The sequence below is a fragment of the Tsukamurella sp. II2bb genome, from assembly GCF_057815145.1.
In genome coordinates, this window is record NZ_JBYPZI010000005.1 from 160244 (window position 1) to 177445 (window position 17202).

The window sequence follows — 17202 nt, forward strand, 5'->3', positions numbered from 1 at the left end:
TCGGGTCAGGTGGCGGGCGTGAACCCGGCGAGCGGGCTCTCGTCGCAGCCGCGGGTGGGCGGGGCCGACGGTGCCGGCTGACGGGTCATCAGCTGGAGCGGGACGCCGCGGGAGTGGTTCTTGTCGGCGGCGGGTCGACTGCGTTCACCGGCGAGCAGGGTCTCGCCGTGCCCGCGGACGCATTCGGGGTCGGGGCCGTCGAGTGGGAGACCGGTGAAGAACTTGGCGGCCATGCAGCCGCCCCGGCAGGAGTCGAAGAAGTCGCAGTGCGCGCAGGCGCCGGCGCTCTGCGGCGCGCGCAGCGACCGGAACAGTTCCGACTCCTGCCACACCCGCCCGAAGCCGCCGTCGGCGGTGACGTTGCCGGCGAGGAAGTTCTCGTGGATCGCGAACGGGCAGGCGTACACGTCGCCTACCGGGTCGATCAGGCACACCACCCGGCCGGCGCCGCACAGGTTCAGCCCGGGCAGGGCGCCGCCGCCGGCGCCACCTGCGTCGGCACCGCCGAACGCGGACAGGTGGAAGAAGGAGTCGCCGGTGAGCACGCCGTCGCCGTGCGCGACGAGCCAGTCGTAGAGTTCGCGCTGCTGTTGCGGCAGCGGGTGCAGCTCGTCCCAGACGTCGGCGCCGCGGCCCGACGGCCGCAGGCGGGTGATCCGCAGGGTGGCGCCGTACCGGTCGGCGAGGGCCTTGAACTCGTCGAGCTGGCCGATATTGTGCCGGGTGGAGACCACGGAGATCTTGGCGTCGGCGAATCCGGCGTCGGCGAGGTTCTCCAGAGCCCGGACGGCCATCGCGAAGGAGCCGGGGCCGCGCACGGCGTCGTTCACCTCGGCGGTGGCCCCGTCGAGCGAGATCTGCACGTCCACGTAGTCCGACGCGGCCAGTCGGCGGGCCACCTCCGGGGTGATCCGCAGGCCGTTGGTGGAGAACTTGACTCCCACCTGATGCGCGGTGGCGTAGTCGACGAGCTCCCAGAAGTCGGATCGCACGGTGGGCTCACCGCCGCCGATGTTCACGTAGAACACCTGCATCCGCTGCAACTCGTCGATGACAGCCCTGCACTGCTGCGTGCTCAGCTCCCGCGGGTCGCGCTTGCCGGAGCTCGACAGGCAGTGCACGCACGCCAGGTTGCAGGCGTACGTCAGCTCCCAGGTCAGGCAGATCGGCGCGTCCAGGCCGCGCTCGAACTGGTCGACGAGCCGGCCGACCGGGGCGGCGGCCCGGGGCCGCTCGATTGTGGTCATTTCGGTCACTCCTGATCGGATGCCGGGACGATCATCCCGGACTGCGCCAGCGTGGCGAGGGCGCGGAGGTACATCGGTCGGTCGGCCGCGGGAATCCCGGAGGCGGTCAGGGCGGCCGCGGCGCTGGCGTGCTCGGCGAGCGACCGCACCAGCACCACGGAGGTTGGGTTCTTGAGGAAGGACAACTTCCGGGTGCCGAAGTGGTAAAGCAGCGCACCGAACGGCTCGGGCCGGACCGCGACCCGCGGATTCAGCCGCCAGGCGAGCGCGGGGTCGAAGGCGGGACTGCAGGCCTCGGCGACCGGCGTCAGTGCGGCGGTCATCAGTAGACGCCGCACATCCCGTCGATGGAGACTTCCTCCACCAACGACTCGGTGATCAGCTCGTCCTGCCCGGTGTTCGTCGTCTCGTCCATGTTCTGCCTTTCACTCACGGGGACGTGTGTCCCGCGTCACACCGTAATGGCACTGAGTGCAAAATCATAGGCCCGTGTCGAATTCGGTCTGTCGTACGATCACAGAACACCGCCTGACGTGGGCGGAACCGGCGACGACGGGAGGGGCATCGATGGCCGACGGACGGCGCAGCAGCCCCCTCGGCGGCCGCCCCAACGCCACCACCCGAGGGCATCTGAGCAGCGTCGCGGTGGATCTGTTCATCGAGAACGGATTCGACGAGACCAGCGTCGACGACATCGCCGCGGCCGCGGGGATCGCCCGGCGCACCCTCTTCCGCTACTATCCGTCGAAGAACGCGCTGGCCTGGGGCGAGTTCGACGATCACCTCGACGGCCTCCGCGCGCTCCTGCAGGAGGCGGACGGTGCCTCGCTCGGCGTTGAGCTGCGCGACGCCGTGGTGGCGTTCAACGCGTTCCCCGCCTCCGAGCGCGAGCACCATCGCCGCCGCATGCGGCTGCTGCTGACAGTGCCGGCGCTGCAGGCGCATTCGATGCTCATGTACGCCGATTGGCGGCAGGTGATCGCCGAACACAGCGCTCGGCGGCTCCACTGCGACGCGGGTGATCACGTGCCGCAGACGATCGGCTGGATGGCGCTCGGCGCCTCCCTCGCCGCCTACGAGCAATGGCTCGCGCAGCCCCCCGACGCCGACCTCGGGGCCCTGCTCCGGGCCGGCTACGAGCTGTTGGCTGGCGCGGTGGACGCGGTGGACGCGGTGGCCCCGGTCAGCCCGGAGCGGGAAGCGTCACGCTGATCAGGTGCGGCCCGGGCTCGGCCCGCGCCGCCCGGATCCGCGCGGCGAGTTCCCTGGTGATCGCAGCCCGCATCACAGGCATCGACACCTCACACGCCCACCGGACGACAGGTCCGCGGGCCATCCCGCGCACACCTCTAAATAGAGACACCGCCGCGCGATCGTGTCCCCGGCTAATCGCCAAGTCCCGCATGCGCGTCCCGAATCATTCAGTTTCGCAACATATCTCGCGCTGAAACTGTCAGGGGTATGCGGGATAATCTCGGCATGAGCAACCAGATCGCGGCGCGGGCCGCCGCCGCCGCCGCCGTTCCCGGCACCGCTCAACGAGACGGCGACGGCCCTCGAACGACAACGGGGCAGTACGGTGAACCATGACGGGTCCTTCGGATCGGCTGGTGAGTGGTTGGCGATTAATCATCCTGCCGCCGAGGATCCGTCACCCGGCTCAGCCTGGACGCCCCGGCGTGTCTACAACGTCATGCCCGCGACACTTAGCCAGCGAAGGGCTGCCATGTGCTGAAACTTCTCAGTCGGAATCGCTATTTGGATAGCTTCTACAATTTCGAGCCTGGACGGGCCGATAGAACAATCCAAGCTGGAGGAGCCCGGCGGCTGTTCCTCCCACCGCGACTATGAGTGACCTGACCAGACCAGAGCGATCGAGAGATGTACCTAGTACGGCGTCGACCGAAAGTGCACCGGGCCCGGCGATCGCGATCACCCCCGCAATGACAGCGAAGATAAGGTTGTACTCCCCGCCGTTGTTGACGATGAAGAACCCGTTACCGCGATGAGCCGTCCAGTATGCGACCAGCATGAGTGCGACGACGACGGCGCTCGCGACCGACGTCAGCAATCCGATAGCGAGTAGCGCTCCTGCGCCGATTTCGGCGCTGGCCGCCACCACCGCATGGAATCGCCCCGGGCGCACTCCAATCTGGTCGAACCATCGCGCGGTTCCGGATATTCCGCCTAGCCCGCGGACCTTCTGATAGCCGTGAGCCGCCAACGTCAATCCGGCAACGACCCTAAGAATCAAGATTCCGAAATCTACTTGAGAATAGTCCACAACCACACTCTTCCATTAGGCTACCTGTACACCGCGAATACCTTGTTGGAATTAAATATCTGAGTCTCGACGAAATTGCTCCAATCCAGGTGAAGTCCAAGCTCGGAAACAGCACCCAGCAGCGCGTACCAGTTAAGGATCTCATGCTGCCCCGCGTCGACAATTTCACGCGCGCTTGTTTCTGTCCACGTCGCATAGTCGCCGGCGACCATGGCTGAATAGAGGCGCTTATCGGCAGCGGTGTCGGGACGCAAATGCCAGTTCTTGTCTGTCAAGAATGCATGCGACCAGCTGGACGACGCAACCAGCGCGATGCGCTGATTCGTGCCGGACAATGCTCGTGCAACCGCTTGGCCCAGCTGGAAACATCGAAGGGGACTTGGCCCAGGCGGATCTAGCTGCTCTCCCGCTGCGATATCGGCGAACCGTGCGTCTCTCCCCTTACGGGCAATCACATGCTCTCCGTAGCAGTTGATGGCGATGGGGACCACAGGGTATGGAAACGTGCGGCCGATATTGTCGTAATCGAGAAAGATCTGCGTGTTACTGAAAGCGTGAGGAAAGTGGATCCCTTCGCGCATCTCGTACGAGTACGCGATATCGATTCCGGAATTTATAATGCGCGCGGTTAGTCTTTTTGCGAACTCCGGAGCTCCGCGCATCGTAAATTTCTGGCCTTCCTGTGGAAGCCCCCACGCGTTGGGAACATTCAGAATGCGCGGTACAGCGAACGGGTCCACCACGGTATCGCCGTATGCGAGCACGCAAAACGACGGTACTACTTCCTCGCGAAAGTTCTCGTACTGGTCATCGCCCCAGACGATGACTACGTCAGGCGCGAACTCGTCGAGTGCGTCGCGACATCGGTCCAGTCCAGCGCGCAACTGTGCTCGGTGGTTCGCCGCAGCGGTGGTACCGCCGTCGTGGCCCCATTCGTGCTTCGCCAACTCCGGCCAGCTAGCGGGATCCTTTTCTTCTGGCGGGATGTCCGGGTCCTTCATCGTGGATTTCAGCAGGTTCGCCATGTGGGTGTCGGCGCCTGCCAGCATCGGGTAGTGGGTGATCCCGATTCCAAGTACTTCTGTCATCGACTTCTCCTTGCCTGTAGCCGATTCGGCGACTACCTCGCGCCTCGTCGTCGTGCACCGATGTTGTATCGGCCGGGGCCTGCCTCGACCACACCGAGTTCTAGTGCCTGGAATGCGGCACCAACTGTGGGGGCCTTACCCCAGCGCGAGTTCCGGGCATCGAAACTGAGCCTGGGCAGTCACCACAGTTTGCCGCAGACTGGTGCCGTAATCCGGCGCGCATCTGCCGCCGACATCACCGGGAGGAGCAGTACCATGGTCGAGCCCACCGTCACTGAACGAGTCTTTGCTTGTATGGTGGAAGATTTGGAGAGGGGTGCATCGATGACTGTCCAGCATGATGTTCCTGTCGCACTCTATCGAAGCGAATCAGGTGAGTTCTATGCGACCGCCGATTCATGCACACACGAGAAGTGGTCGCTGGGAACCGACAGTGACGTCGAGGGGTACGAGGTGGTCTGCCCACTACACATGGCTCGCTTCGATATGCGGGACGGCCGCGCCATGTGCTTTCCGGCCACGATTGGCCTGAGAACTTTCGAAGTCGAGGTAGACGACGCCGGGCGGGTCTTCGTGATCGTGTGATACAGGGTGAGATATCCCTGCAGGCAGGGTCAGACTTCCGGCCGACCGGAGGGTGGGCCGCAGTCCAGCGAATTGAGATGAAAGTGTCACCATGTCCACAGTGATAGTTGGGGCGTCAGTCGCTGGCGTCCGAACCGCCCAAGCCCTGCGAATGCGCGGCTATGACGACCCCATCATCCTCGTAGGGGAGGAACCGCACCTCCCCTACGACAAGCCACCTTTGTCTAAAGATGCGCTCGCAGTGCGCGATTCGACAGAGCCTCCGGCACTCTTATCTTCCGACGAAATGACCGAACTGAAACTGACAACTCACCTGGGCTCCCGGGCGACAGGTCTGGACCCGGTGCGGTGCCTCGTAACGCTCGACGACTCCACCGGTATCGAGTATTCGAACCTAGTCATTGCGACAGGTGTTCGCCCGCGTAGCCTGGGCGAGGCGGAAGGTTTTCGCGGGGTCTACACGCTGCGGACTTGGGAGGACGCACGGGCGATCCGAGCGGAACTCGCGGCGGCGACCCGTGCGGTCGTGATCGGCGCCGGCTTCATCGGCGCAGAATTCGCCTCGGCGGCTCGCAAACATGGAGTTCAGGTGACCATTGTCGAGGCCCAGGAGGTGCCGCTCGCGCACGTGCTCGGCGAGACGGTTGGCCGCGAGATCTCGAAACTTCACGGGATCAACGATGTTGATCTGGTGACCGACGCGCATTTCGTACGATTTATCGGTGACGCTCGGGTCGAGGCGGTTGCACTCGCTGACGGGCGAATCTTGCCTGCGGACCTGGTAGTCATCGGGATCGGAACAGTGCCGGCAACAGAGTGGCTAACCTCGTCCGGATTGCCGATAGCTGACGGTGTCCGGTGCGACGAAGACCTCCGGGTATACGGGCACCGCCACATCTTCGCGGCTGGCGATGTTGCGCGGTGGAGTCACCCCTTCTACAAGGTACCGCTCCGAATCGAGCACTGGACCAATGCGAATGAGCACGCAGCGCTGGTCGCCTCGGGCATTACGGGTGTCGACCGTCCTCAGACGCAAGTTCCGTACGTCTGGTCAGATCAGTATTCGCGGCGCATCCAGATCGTCGGCTTGCCTCGGTTGGGTCAGGCGGCGGTGATGTCGGGGAGTGCCGAGAGCGATACCTTCTTGGCGGTCTACACGGATCAATCTGACATCGTGGTCGGCGCTGTCGCCATCGACAGCCCGCGGGACGTCATGCGCTGTCGCCGGGCCGTTGCGGCTAGATCGGTGCTTAGTGAGCTAGCGAACGGGTTGGTATGAACGCTGTTTCGCTCCTCGGATGAAAGGACTGTGCCCCACTCGTCTTCCGCCGAGACGAGTGGGGCACAGTCGTTTGGCCCGTCGGACTAGCCGGCAACTCCGACCCGGCGCACGTCAAGTACCCCAGCGGTCTGACGGCCGTAGGATATCGCGTCGATACCGGTGACCTTGCCAGATGAACCAAGGGAGATCGGCATATTGGCGAACGGAACGTGCGCGGGCTGTTCGGCGAGAGACTTGGACAGCGCGCGGTATCGCGCGTCGCGTTCAGGTCCGATCGGAGTGGCCGCCGCCCTGTCCGCCGCCTCCTGAAGATACGCCGGAATACCGAACCCGCGACCCGGGGTGGCCAAATTCGCATCAATACTCGTCTGCGATTCGATGGCGGGTACCAACGAGGTGAGAACGCCATCGGTTTTACCCTCGACGAAGTCCTGTGATTGCTGCGAAGACGGCACTGCTTGGAAATCCATCGTGATGCCCGCCCGTCCTAGCTGCTGTTGGATGATCTGACCGGCATTGGCCAAAGCCGTTGTGCCAGCGCCGTAGGTCACGTTCAGTCGCAGGTTGGAACCGACACCTGCTTCGCTAAGGAGACGCTTGGCCTCGTCAATATTGGGCTTTAGTGTGCTGGGGTCGTCTAGAGAGTCCACCCATCCACCCACGCGGGGCGGAAAGAGCTGCTGGGTGGCTCGCCCCAGCCCGTCGAGGGCCCCTTGGGAGATCGCGCCGCGGTCGATGGCAAGGCTGATCGCCTTCCGCACCCGAGGATCAGCGAGCTTACTCTTCGTGTAGTTCAGCGCGAGGGCAAAGATGTAAGGGGTTTCGTTGAACGAGATCAAAGTGGCCGTCGATTCCACATCTCGCCGCTGGTCTGGACCGATATAGATAAGATCCAGTTGGCCCGACCGCAACCCGTTCACACGCGCCGCTGGATCGGCGATGGTACGCAGCTCAATGCGCTTCGCCTTGCCAGCTGATACATCCCAATGATGATCAACACGCTCGAGCGCGACCGCGGATGAAGACGCGCTGATCAGCGAGTAGGGCCCGGATCCCTTAGGGGCCGTGCTCAGTCCGGCATCGCCGAAGGCGCGGGGGTCGACGATGGAGGACGCGCGAGGGTCCTGTGCCAAGAGAAAGGGCAGATCGAACGTGGGCTGTCTGAATCTGACAGTCACGCTAGTCGGTCCCTGAGCGCTGACGTTTGACACGGCCCGCAGGACAGTATCGATTCCGGGCGCCCGACGCGCCCGGTCGAGGTTCGCCACAACAGTCGCGGCATCGACCTTGGTACCGTCGGAGAACTTGGCATCATTGCGTAGCTCAAACGTCGTCTGCATTCCGTCGGCAGCGGTGGTCCAACTCGTGGCTACCGCGGCCTTCGGGGTCATATCGGGTCCGAGCTCTACTAGCTGATCGTAGACCAAGGTAAGGAACGGAGCTGCCGTTACTGAGGAGGCGTACTTCACCGGGTCCCAGGTGGTAGGTGCCAGCGTGTGCCCGACTCGCAACGTCTTGGACGTATCTGGCGTTCCGCCTTCGCGTGCGGTGCGCTCGGTACCTCCTGAACCGCATGCAGAAAGCGTCAGCGTGACGGTTGCGATAGCCGCCATCGCTCCGATTTGTATTGCCGTCTTCTTCACTTATTTCCTTTCAATGTCGATTGCGCTGCGATCTGCGCGTCCGATTCGCTCGATTGCGCCGGGTTTCGGCCAACGGCGAAAGTGCGTCTCCGCGGATCTGGGTTCGGCACTGCCTCGAGCAGGGTCTTGGTGTAGTCCTTCTGCGGGCGCTCGAATACTTCGGACGTCGATCCTGACTCAACGATCTGTCCGCGGTGCATGACCGCCACGCGGTGCGCAATCATCCGAACCAGGGACAGATCGTGCGTAATGAAAAGCAGTCCGAGCCCGTGCTCTTCCTGCAGGTCACGCAGCAGATTGATCACCTGGGCCCGAATCGACATGTCCAGGGCGGCGACCGGTTCATCACAGACAATCACCGAGGGATTCGTTGCGAGCGCGCGTGCAATCGCCACCCGCTGAAGCTGGCCACCCGACATCTCGCGTGGATACCGACTGAACTGGTGGTCGGAGATGCCCACACGATGCAGCAGACCGCCGGCATGCGCTCGCCGAGCGGCCTTGCCACGGACCAGGCGATGAACCAATAGCGGCTCGGCGACCTGGTCGACAATCGAAATTCGGGGGTCGAGCGAGGTGAACGGGTCCTGGAAAATCATCTGCGCGGAGCGCCGAAAATTGCGTTTGCGGCGGCGATCGAAATCCGCGACATTGCGCCCCGTAGAAAGTACCGAACCCGAGTCCGGCTTGATTAGGTCCAGTAGTAGCCTCGCGAGCGTCGACTTCCCCGACCCTGATTCACCAACGACGGCCACGGTTTCGCCGGCGGCGAGGGAAATGCTGACATTTTCGACGGCGTGAAATCGAGTCGTTACTCGCCCGACGATGTCGCGTGAGGTCGGATACGACTTCGACAGGTTGACCCCCTCTAGAAGTGTCATCGGAATCCCTCCGCTAGTTCCAAATCGTGGAGTCGCAGACACCGGGAGTACTGATCGGATCCGGTATCGATCAGCGGTGGGTGATCCTGGTCACACAAGCCGATCGACCAGGTGCAGCGAGGACCGAACCGGCAACCCATTGGCCGGTCGTGGGGGGCAGGGACTGTCCCGCGAATCGACCGCATGCGGCGACTCTCCGATTGTTGATAAGCAGCGCCGAGCAGGCCAGCCGTATAGGGGTGCCGCGGCTGTCGGAAGACGTCGAACACGGAGCCGTGTTCAACGACTTCGCCGGCATACATCACGTTGACGCGATCGCATGTCTCAGCGACGACCCCTAGGTCGTGTGTCACGAGCAGGACCGTAAGGTTCATTTCGCGACGCAGCTCGTCCAGGAGGCGAAGTACCTCGGCCTGGACCGTGACGTCGAGCGCCGTGGTTGGCTCGTCGGCGATGATCACCCGCGGGCGGCAGACCAACGCGATGGCCAACATGACCCGCTGACATTGACCGCCGCTGAACTGATGCGGATAGTCCGAGGCCCGCGCGGCGGCGCTCGGGATCCGTACTCGGTCAAGCATCTCAACGGCCGTGCGCCAAGCTTCCTTCCGAGAGACGGAACTATGAGCCCGCACAGCCTCGGCGACTTGATCTCCGATCGAGAAGCACGGGTCAAGGCTTCGACGCGGTTCTTGGAAGATCATGCCGATGTCATTACCGCGGACTTTACGCATCTCTTGCGGGGTAAGCGAGTCGAGGCGTCGGCCGTCGAGGACGATCGATCCACGAGAAATTCGACCGTTCTCCGGTAGCAGCCCGATGATCGATAAGCCAGTAACTGTCTTGCCAGAGCCTGATTCCCCGACTAATCCGACAATCTCTCCCGGATATAGGTCGAGATCGACACCGTCAACGATGGTCGTTTGTCCGCGCTTGGTGGTGAAATTGACGGTAAGGTCACGCACCTGGAGCAGGGCCTCGGACGGGTCAATCATCGGATGCCCCTTTCGCCAGGGCGTCGCGCAGGGCGTCCCCAAGAATGAACAGTGCAAGCACTGTGAACGCGATCATTGCACCGGGTGGGATCAGCTGAAAGGTGTTTCGGGAGAGAGTGTCGAACGCCGTTCGGAACATGCTTCCCCAACTGGCGTCGGGGAGTTGTACGCCGAAGCCCAGGAAGCTCAGACTTGCCTCGGCGCTGATCACCACGCCGATGGCAAAGGTTGCTTGTACGAGTAACGGTCCGCTGGCGTTGGGAAGAACATGACGCCAGATGATCCGGAACTCGGAGACGCCGGTGGCTCGACAAGCCTCAATATAGTTCTCATGCCGCACGCCTTCGGCGGCGACACGAGAAACGCGAAAGAAGCGCGGCGCGATCACGATGCCGATCGCTAGCATCGCGTTGGTCAAGCCAGGGCCCAGGATACCGATGATCGCGATCGCAAAAATGATCGGAGGTAAGCTGAGCAAAGCGTCGAAAACACGACTCAGTACGCTGTCGATTACTCCACCGAAGAAGCCGGCTATCAGCCCCACGGGCACACCCAGAAGCAACGCGACGCCCAAACCTTGGGAAGCTGCTAGCAGCGTAATGCGTATCGCATACAGCAATCTGCTCAATGTGTCCCGACCGAGCGCGTCTGTGCCAAGCAAATGCGCAGAGGCGATCTCAGAGTGCGCGTTGGCCGTGTCAAGATGGTTCGGATCGTAGGGAGCGATGACGGGGGCGAAAGCGGCTGCCGTCACAAGTAGGATCAAAAATACCGAAGAAGCGAGCACCGCCTTGCTCTGCGCGATCGATTTGAGTCGCAGGTTCCATTTGTGACGTTGCGGTTTACGCGCGATCGAATTGTGTAGTTCTACTGGCGTCGTGTTCATCTCGTCTTCTATACCGATGATCATCTTCATTCTTTCTGGGCCCGATTACTGCGCCCGGAGCTTCGGGTTGAGGTAGCCGCAGACCACGTCTACGATGAGATTGGTCGCAATCACAATTACGGCCGAAACCAGTACTATGCCTTGAATAAGAGGGAGGTCGTGAGCCGTCACAGCGTTCACAGCGACCTGGCCAAACCCGGGAAGGGCGAATACGACCTCAACAAGCACCGCACCGCCGATGATCCGGCCCACCTGGAGGCCGAGAACGGTGACGACGGGAACAGCGGCGGTTCGAGCCGCATGCTTACCTAAAACTAGGTGGTTTTGGACGCCCTTCGCTCGGACGGTTCGAATGAAGCTCTGATCAAGAACATCAATCATTCCTCCGCGTATCTGCCGTGTTAGCTCGGCTGCCGATACGATGGCCAGCGTCGTCGCTGGAAGCACGAGATGAAGAACCCACTTTCCAGGATCGTCAGCGAGTGGCGTGTATCCCGTCGCAGGGAAAACTGATGTTTGGATCGCCAGCGGAACCACGAGCACCAACGCCACTAAGAATGGCGGGAGAGCAATGGCGAGCGCAGATGCCGAGGTGATCAAATAGTCTTGCCATTGTCCTTTCCGAACAGCCGAGACCATGCCGGCCGGAACGGATAGGAGGACGGCGAACGCCAAAGCGAGGATTCCCAGCGACAAAGTTACTGGAAGCGCCTCGGCTAGAATGTCACCGACCGGACGGGAGTCTTGCAGCGAGGTGCCGAAATCCAACCTCGTAACGTTGCCGAGGAATGTGCCGTACTGCTGAATAAGCGATTTGTCCAGACCCAATGCTCGCCGGACCTCATCCACATGCTCCGCTGACGCGCTCTCACCGGCGATCATTCGCGCAGGATCGCCTGGGGTGAGGTGGATCAAAAAGAAGCTCAGCAAACTGACCAGTATCAAAACCGGAATGGCAAGAAGTAGGCGGCGGACCACGAGTCTGAGCATGATTTCAGGGCTCCATCGTTGATTGTATGAATGGCCTCGGAGGCCAATTTGCTTCGAGTCTGCCGCAACCTCGGTCGAAGTACCTGCGGCCGTCGCGCGCAGTATCTCCGTAGCCTGCTTCGCGCCTCCGAAGTGGCGGTCGTTACCGTTGCGCCGCTGGCCCGTGGGAGACAAGTAGGTGTTCCATCGGCTGGAATCTCGGGTCACGGCACTTCGTCGTCGAGATGACACGTGACCCCTTCGGCTTCGCCAAAGCGAAGGAGCTAGTCGGGATTTCCGGCCCATGGAACCGCCGGTTGCCTCCGCTCTCCGACGCTCGCACGATGGTGCATCTAGGAATGCATAGCGCCGAGGGTAAGGCGATATCGCCCTTCGGCTATTGCTGTACGCGAGATGGTTTAGGCATGTATCAGTTGAGGCCGCTTCGCCTTACCGGATAAGGATGGGGATATGACGCAGACGTTCAGGGTCTCCGATGAGACGCAGAATCTGGTCGACGAGGTTCGTAATTGGGCACTCACCTATGGCCGCCCTCTGGCTAGGACCGCTGACACGATCGGTGGACTCCCCGAGGGCTGGAAAGAGGTATCGGAGAAGTGCCCGCTCCAATCGAGTCCACTTTCCGGCCATGCGTATGACCCGGTCGAGAAGGTAGCGATCAAGGACAAGTACGGCGATGGCGCGACCGTAGTTGCCGGAGCGGTGATGGAGGCGGTCACGTACGGCGATGCATGGCTGCAGGAATCGTTTACTGGAAACGGTATCGGTGCGAAGGTTGTACGGCTCATGGGTACCCGCGAACAGATCGACCGGTGGGCGGGTGACGCTCTCAAGTCTGGCTCCATCCGTTACACGGCGTTCGCTCTGACCGAGCCTCAGTCTGGATCTGATGCGTCCGCATTGCGGACCACCGCGGTGCGTGACGGTGATCACTGGGTGATTAATGGCGCGAAAGTCTTCTGCTCTGGCGGCGCCTCCTGCGATTACGCGGTGGTATTCGCTACGGTCGACCGGGCCCGGGGGGCCGACGGGATCCGGGCCTTCGTCGTGGACCGGGACACCCCTGGGTACCAGGTGGTTCGTGCAAACGAAGCCAAACTCGGCCTCCGCTCCTGGCAGACCTCCGCGCTCGCTTTCGAGGACCTCCGAGTGCCACTAGATCACTGTCTCGGGTACGGCTCCGACAAGGAGGCCGGATATCGCGGTGCGATTCATTCGCTCGCGAGTAGCCGACCGATCGCCACCATGATGGCGAACGGCATTGCCCGCGCCGCCGTCGACACCGCGCGCGAGGTCACCGAGCAGCAACAACTGTACAGCGGCCATAGACGGCGCGCGGTTGCGCGTGAGTTCGACCGACTGGATGCTGCGCTGGGTCAAGTACGAATGATGGCGCTCCATGCGTGTCAACTGCTGGATCAGGGATCGAGGGCGCGGCTAGAGTCTCCGCTGACAAAGGCATTCGGACCACCTCTTGCCGAGCGGGTAGTGCTCCGCGCCATGCAGCTGATGGGGTCTGCGGGCTATTCACAGGAGTACCTGGTCGAGAAATACTACCGGGACCTGAAGATCTTCGACATCTTCGAAGGCACCGGAAACATTCAAAGGATGATCGCTTCTCGCCATCTCGCTGGCGACTCACACCGGAATTGATGGGTTTCGGAAACTAGCCAGTTGGCGGCCCTCTTGACAGACGGGAACTCGAAATGTTCGACCTCACGATGACAACGGATCAGGAAGACGTGGCAAAGCTGTGCGCATCGTTCGCACACAGCCGGCTCCGGCAAACCGCGGCCGAGGCGGAGCGCGACGAGGGGCTGGCAGAGCGGCTGCTGGACGAGATCGCCGACCTCGGTATGACCGCCCCGGTCTCCGAGAAGTTCGGGGGACAGGGGTCGATGGACCCAATCACCTATCTGATCGCGGTGGAAAAGCTGGCGGCCGGAGACCCGGGGCTCGCCTACGGTGCGGTTGCCGCGGGCCATGCGGCCATGGTTATCGAGGCGTGTGGATCGCCAGAACAACGATCGACGTTCCTTCCGCGACTGATGGATCGGAGAATGCGTGGAAATCTTCTGGTCCAGGAGGCGGGTGGTCGGGGCTTCCTAGACACGGAGGCCGTGGCTGCGCGAGTCGACGGAGGATGGCGGTTGCACGCTCACAAGGTGAATGTGATCAATCCGTCTACCGCCGATGTGTCCCTGGTGATCGCGAACGAGTCTGCGTCCGGGACACTGATGGGCTTTTTGGTCGCCGGGCCGAGCGGCGCCGGCATCCGCGTGACACGTGACGATCGGGTGTCGGGAAAGATCGGGGCACGGGCAGCTGCAACGGGCGAGGTCACACTGCGGGACTGCCCAGTTGCTGACTCGACGGTGCTCGGCGGCAGCGACGCCGACCCTGCAGCGCTCACACGAGCGCTAGCCACGACATACTTGGGTGTTGGCGCCGTAGCTCTGGGTACCGCCCAGGCAACGGTTGAATACGCCACCGCTTATGCCCGGGATCGGGAGGCATTCGGGCAATCGATCTTCGATTTCCAGAGCGTATCGTTTAATCTTGTCGATCGCCAGATCGAATGCGATGCGACGCGCTTTGAGCTGTGGCGCCTGGGTGATGAACTGTCTGCATCGCTGGGGGCGTCGCTCAACGCGGTGACGGAACTCGCCCGGGCTGTGCAAGGGGCAGTAGCCCGGGCGACTGATCTGGCGTCGTCGTCGATCCGGCATGGGATCAATATCCTTGGCGGTCATGGATTCTTGGAGGATCACCCGCTGGAGCGGTGGTATCGAGCGGCGGCAACCCTTTCTGTGTGCTACTTCGATCCGCTCGCGGTCGATCTTCGTCTGCTGTGACAGAACTTAGAATATTAAATGGAGGATAGAAAATGGAAGCGATTCCACTCAAAGATCGAACCGTCACGGCCACACTACGGAAGGCTGTGTCGGCGCGTCCAGCGCATCCGGCGTTGTGCGATGAGAACATGTCACTGAGCTATGCGGAAACCTGGCAGCGCGCATCCGAGTTTGCCGGTGGATTCTCGGCGCTGGGGGTCGAACGTCAGGAGCGGGTGCTGTTGATGCTCGACAACCATGTCGAGGCAGTGCTGAGTTGGCTCGGACTCAGTTTTGTTGGGGCTGCGGAGACGCTGATCAATACGGCGTATCGAGGCAGCGTACTAAGCCACGTTATCAACGACTCAGGAGCGAAAGCCGCGGTAGTCGAAGACCGTTATCTAGATCAGTTCCTTGAGGCAGCCGGGGAGACGGTGACTACCGTCGTAGTACGGTCTACATCGGGAGTTGCGGTCACCGAGCACGTGCGCGAGGGACGTCTAATTCTGCCCTTCGGTGCAGTGGCGGAAGGCAACCCGATAGAGCCTGTAGACGTGGCACCCCACGAACTGGTAGCGGTCCTCTACACCTCGGGTACGACGGGCCTCGCCAAGGGAGTACTGTTGCCACATGCGGCCGCCCACGCGACAGCGGAAACCGTAGGTAACACGACGGCGGACGATATCCGTTTCGTCGTCCTTCCGCTGTTTCATGTCGCCGGCCAGTGGGGTGGGGTGTACCGCGGCCTAATCGCTGGGGCCACGGTGTTTATTGCCAGTGCGTTCCGAGCGTCGTCGTTCTGGGATGAGATCCGGGCGGTCGGTGCGACTACTGTCCAAATTGTCGGTGCCATGGCTGACTTTCTGATGCGGCAGGAACCGAAGCCGAACGACATCGACAACCCCATCAGGGAAGTTCACATGATCCCCGTTCTCGCGGACCTCGAGGGTTTCCGTAATCGATTCGGGGTATCCGTCGTCACCGCGTGCGGTAGTACGGAAGCTGGAACCACCTTCCTCGACTCGGATCCGGAGAAGGTGAAGTCGGGGCGAGTCGGCGAGCCGCACCCGCTGTTCGAGGTGATGCTGGCAGATGCGAACGACATGCCGGTGAACGACGGTGAGATCGGTGAAGCGCTGGTCCGTCCGCGCGAACCCTGGCTGGTGGCGGTCGGCTACCAAGGACAGCCTGAGAAGAGTCTTGAGGCATGGCGAAATGGTTGGTTTCACACCGGCGATGCCTTCTATCGTGGCGCCGACGGAGCATACTACTTCGCCGACCGTATCGATGATGCCCTGCGACGTCGCGGAGAGAATATCTCGTCGGTAGAACTCGAGCGTGAGGTAAACACACACCCTGACGTTATTGAATCAGCAGCCGTTGGTGTGCCCAGCGAGTACACCGAGGACGAGATCAAGATCGTGGTCATCCGGCGACCGGAGTCCACTCTCACCGAGGAGGCGTTGGTCAGGTATCTGATTGATCGCTTGCCCTATTTCATGGTTCCCCGGTACGTGCAATTCTCCTCTGATCTGCCGCGTACACAGACGACAAAGGTGCAGAAGTACGAACTGCGCAAAGCGGGCATCGCCGACTGCTGGGACCGTGAGTCGGCGGGAATCGTAGTCACCCGATGAGGCTTGCACGAGACCGCATCGCGGTCCACGACCTCGGAGGAGCCGGACCCGCACTGCTCATGGCCCACGCAACCGGTCTGCATGGTCGATGTTGGTCGGCCGTGGCTGAGCGACTCGGCGAGTACTTTCACTGCTGGGCAATGGATTTTCGTGGACATGGAGATTCGTCGGCGCTCACCGCAGACCAGCACACCTGGCAAGCGCTGGCCGATGACGTAGCCGCTGCAGTAGACGTGATCGGTGACGGTATGCCGTATGCGGTCGGTCACTCGCTGGGCGGGGCGATGATGGCTCAAGCTGCCACGGTCCTCGGTGTCGAGTTTGCGGCGATGTTTCTGTATGAGCCGGGGATCGTCTCCGATGAGACCAAGCAGTTCCGGGGCCCTTTCGTGGAGGCAGCCGCTCGCAGGCGGGGTCGGTTCGCGAGCCGTGCCGAGGCCCTTCTGACCTACCAGAACAAGTTCCCGACCTGTCTGTGGGACGACGCCGTCCTGCGGAGCTACGTTGAGTTCGGGTTCCGAGACACCGTAGACGGCGCTGTAGCGCTGAAGTGCTCGCCGGCAACCGAGGCCGAAATCTACGCCCAAGGGGTCACCGAAGACGAGGTCTTCGGTCGGATCTCCTGCCCCCTCACGATCGCGCGGGGATCCGAATCATCGATCTTTCTTGACGAACAGGCGCGGCGATTGTCTGAGCGGCTCGGAGCCGAGAACTACCTCGTGATGGAAGGCCTGCAGCATTGGGGGCCGCTTGAGGACCCAGGACGGGTAGCGGAGCAGGTGATCGACGCGCTGGTCCGCTGAGTATGGCCGATGCCTACGGCCACGAGACCTTTCCGTATGTGGGAAGA

Annotated in this window: 17 protein-coding genes; 7 read left to right on the forward strand and 10 right to left on the reverse strand. The window is 62.1% G+C overall.

Features of this window, described 5'->3' with window-relative positions; all coding sequences use genetic code 11:
* Positions 1 to 5: 5 nt before the first annotated feature.
* The 3 genes from mftC to mftA are packed head-to-tail and all read right to left on the reverse strand — an operon-like array spanning position 6 to position 1680.
* The gene (gene mftC / locus AC21LY_RS13205) at positions 6 to 1247 is read right to left on the reverse strand and encodes a mycofactocin radical SAM maturase (protein ID WP_489046945.1); all 1242 of its coding nucleotides are present in this window, start codon (positions 1245 to 1247) and stop codon (positions 6 to 8) included.
* A 5-nt stretch (positions 1248 to 1252) separates the two neighbouring features.
* Positions 1253 to 1570: a mycofactocin biosynthesis chaperone MftB gene (mftB, locus tag AC21LY_RS13210; protein WP_489046946.1), complete on the reverse strand. Its 318-nt coding sequence runs from the start codon at positions 1568 to 1570 to the stop codon at positions 1253 to 1255.
* Positions 1570 to 1680 carry a mycofactocin precursor MftA gene (gene mftA / locus AC21LY_RS13215; protein ID WP_489046947.1) on the reverse strand — a complete coding sequence of 37 codons (111 nt, stop codon included), beginning with the start codon at positions 1678 to 1680 and terminating at the stop codon, positions 1570 to 1572. The genes mftB and mftA overlap by 1 nt, the downstream gene beginning before the upstream one ends.
* 134 nt (positions 1681 to 1814) lie before the next feature.
* Between mftA and mftR the strand changes: the two genes are divergently transcribed.
* Positions 1815 to 2459: a mycofactocin system transcriptional regulator MftR gene (mftR, locus tag AC21LY_RS13220; RefSeq protein WP_489046948.1), complete on the forward strand. Its 645-nt coding sequence runs from the start codon at positions 1815 to 1817 to the stop codon at positions 2457 to 2459.
* Positions 2460 to 2988: 529 nt separating this feature from the next.
* On the opposite strand, the gene AC21LY_RS13225 is transcribed toward mftR, so the two are convergent.
* Positions 2989 to 3531 carry a DoxX family protein gene (locus AC21LY_RS13225; protein WP_489046949.1) on the reverse strand — a complete coding sequence of 181 codons (543 nt, stop codon included), beginning with the start codon at positions 3529 to 3531 and terminating at the stop codon, positions 2989 to 2991.
* 20 nt (positions 3532 to 3551) lie between these two features.
* Positions 3552 to 4619 (reverse strand): DODA-type extradiol aromatic ring-opening family dioxygenase, encoded by a 1068-nt coding sequence (locus tag AC21LY_RS13230; RefSeq protein WP_489046950.1) that lies wholly within the window; start codon positions 4617 to 4619, stop codon positions 3552 to 3554.
* Between the two features lie 255 nt (positions 4620 to 4874).
* On the opposite strand from AC21LY_RS13230, the gene AC21LY_RS13235 reads away from it, so the two are divergent.
* Together AC21LY_RS13235 and AC21LY_RS13240 are read left to right on the forward strand one after the other, a co-directional pair.
* Positions 4875 to 5204, forward strand: a complete 330-nt coding sequence (locus tag AC21LY_RS13235; protein WP_489046951.1) for a non-heme iron oxygenase ferredoxin subunit — start codon at positions 4875 to 4877, stop codon at positions 5202 to 5204.
* Positions 5205 to 5295: 91 nt separating this feature from the next.
* Complete coding sequence (locus AC21LY_RS13240; RefSeq protein ID WP_489046952.1) at positions 5296 to 6483, forward strand: NAD(P)/FAD-dependent oxidoreductase; 1188 nt, start codon at positions 5296 to 5298, stop codon at positions 6481 to 6483.
* 86 nt (positions 6484 to 6569) lie between these two features.
* Here AC21LY_RS13240 and AC21LY_RS13245 read toward each other — a convergent pair whose 3' ends face one another.
* From AC21LY_RS13245 to AC21LY_RS13265, 5 genes are read right to left on the reverse strand one after another with little or no spacing between them, the layout of a single operon-like run.
* Positions 6570 to 8129 carry an ABC transporter substrate-binding protein gene (locus tag AC21LY_RS13245; RefSeq protein WP_489046953.1) on the reverse strand — a complete coding sequence of 520 codons (1560 nt, stop codon included), beginning with the start codon at positions 8127 to 8129 and terminating at the stop codon, positions 6570 to 6572.
* Positions 8126 to 9010, reverse strand: a complete 885-nt coding sequence (locus AC21LY_RS13250) for an ATP-binding cassette domain-containing protein (protein ID WP_489046954.1) — start codon at positions 9008 to 9010, stop codon at positions 8126 to 8128. Before AC21LY_RS13250 ends, AC21LY_RS13245 begins: the two co-directional genes overlap by 4 nt.
* Positions 9007 to 10005: an ABC transporter ATP-binding protein gene (locus AC21LY_RS13255; protein WP_489046955.1), complete on the reverse strand. Its 999-nt coding sequence runs from the start codon at positions 10003 to 10005 to the stop codon at positions 9007 to 9009. Before AC21LY_RS13255 ends, AC21LY_RS13250 begins: the two co-directional genes overlap by 4 nt.
* The gene (locus AC21LY_RS13260) at positions 9998 to 10915 is read right to left on the reverse strand and encodes an ABC transporter permease (RefSeq protein ID WP_489046956.1); all 918 of its coding nucleotides are present in this window, start codon (positions 10913 to 10915) and stop codon (positions 9998 to 10000) included. The genes AC21LY_RS13255 and AC21LY_RS13260 overlap by 8 nt, the downstream gene beginning before the upstream one ends.
* A 21-nt stretch (positions 10916 to 10936) precedes the next feature.
* Positions 10937 to 12088: an ABC transporter permease gene (locus AC21LY_RS13265; protein WP_489046957.1), complete on the reverse strand. Its 1152-nt coding sequence runs from the start codon at positions 12086 to 12088 to the stop codon at positions 10937 to 10939.
* 243 nt (positions 12089 to 12331) lie between these two features.
* Here AC21LY_RS13265 and AC21LY_RS13270 point away from each other — a divergent pair, with 243 nt between their 5' ends.
* From AC21LY_RS13270 to AC21LY_RS13285, 4 genes are read left to right on the forward strand one after another with little or no spacing between them, the layout of a single operon-like run.
* Complete coding sequence (locus AC21LY_RS13270) at positions 12332 to 13534, forward strand: acyl-CoA dehydrogenase family protein (RefSeq protein ID WP_489046958.1); 1203 nt, start codon at positions 12332 to 12334, stop codon at positions 13532 to 13534.
* A gap of 53 nt (positions 13535 to 13587) precedes the next feature.
* The gene (locus tag AC21LY_RS13275; RefSeq protein WP_489046959.1) at positions 13588 to 14736 is read left to right on the forward strand and encodes an acyl-CoA dehydrogenase family protein; all 1149 of its coding nucleotides are present in this window, start codon (positions 13588 to 13590) and stop codon (positions 14734 to 14736) included.
* Between the two features lie 32 nt (positions 14737 to 14768).
* Positions 14769 to 16352 (forward strand): AMP-binding protein, encoded by a 1584-nt coding sequence (locus tag AC21LY_RS13280; protein WP_489046960.1) that lies wholly within the window; start codon positions 14769 to 14771, stop codon positions 16350 to 16352.
* 59 nt (positions 16353 to 16411) lie between these two features.
* Positions 16412 to 17155 carry an alpha/beta fold hydrolase gene (locus tag AC21LY_RS13285; protein ID WP_489046961.1) on the forward strand — a complete coding sequence of 248 codons (744 nt, stop codon included), beginning with the start codon at positions 16412 to 16414 and terminating at the stop codon, positions 17153 to 17155.
* The last annotated feature ends 47 nt before the right edge of the window (positions 17156 to 17202 follow it).

Coding starts and splice junctions, on each gene's coding strand:
- mftR (WP_489046948.1), top strand. CDS start 1,815: ATGGCCGACGGACGGCGCAGCAGCCCCCTCGGCGGCCGCCCCAACGCC.
- AC21LY_RS13260 (WP_489046956.1), bottom strand. CDS start 10,915: ATGATCATCGGTATAGAAGACGAGATGAACACGACGCCAGTAGAACTA.
- AC21LY_RS13255 (WP_489046955.1), bottom strand. CDS start 10,005: ATGATTGACCCGTCCGAGGCCCTGCTCCAGGTGCGTGACCTTACCGTC.
- mftC (WP_489046945.1), bottom strand. CDS start 1,247: ATGACCACAATCGAGCGGCCCCGGGCCGCCGCCCCGGTCGGCCGGCTC.
- AC21LY_RS13280 (WP_489046960.1), top strand. CDS start 14,769: ATGGAAGCGATTCCACTCAAAGATCGAACCGTCACGGCCACACTACGG.
- mftB (WP_489046946.1), bottom strand. CDS start 1,570: ATGACCGCCGCACTGACGCCGGTCGCCGAGGCCTGCAGTCCCGCCTTC.
- AC21LY_RS13270 (WP_489046958.1), top strand. CDS start 12,332: ATGACGCAGACGTTCAGGGTCTCCGATGAGACGCAGAATCTGGTCGAC.
- AC21LY_RS13240 (WP_489046952.1), top strand. CDS start 5,296: ATGTCCACAGTGATAGTTGGGGCGTCAGTCGCTGGCGTCCGAACCGCC.
- AC21LY_RS13285 (WP_489046961.1), top strand. CDS start 16,412: ATGGCCCACGCAACCGGTCTGCATGGTCGATGTTGGTCGGCCGTGGCT.
- AC21LY_RS13230 (WP_489046950.1), bottom strand. CDS start 4,619: ATGACAGAAGTACTTGGAATCGGGATCACCCACTACCCGATGCTGGCA.
- AC21LY_RS13275 (WP_489046959.1), top strand. CDS start 13,588: ATGTTCGACCTCACGATGACAACGGATCAGGAAGACGTGGCAAAGCTG.
- AC21LY_RS13250 (WP_489046954.1), bottom strand. CDS start 9,010: ATGACACTTCTAGAGGGGGTCAACCTGTCGAAGTCGTATCCGACCTCA.
- AC21LY_RS13235 (WP_489046951.1), top strand. CDS start 4,875: ATGGTCGAGCCCACCGTCACTGAACGAGTCTTTGCTTGTATGGTGGAA.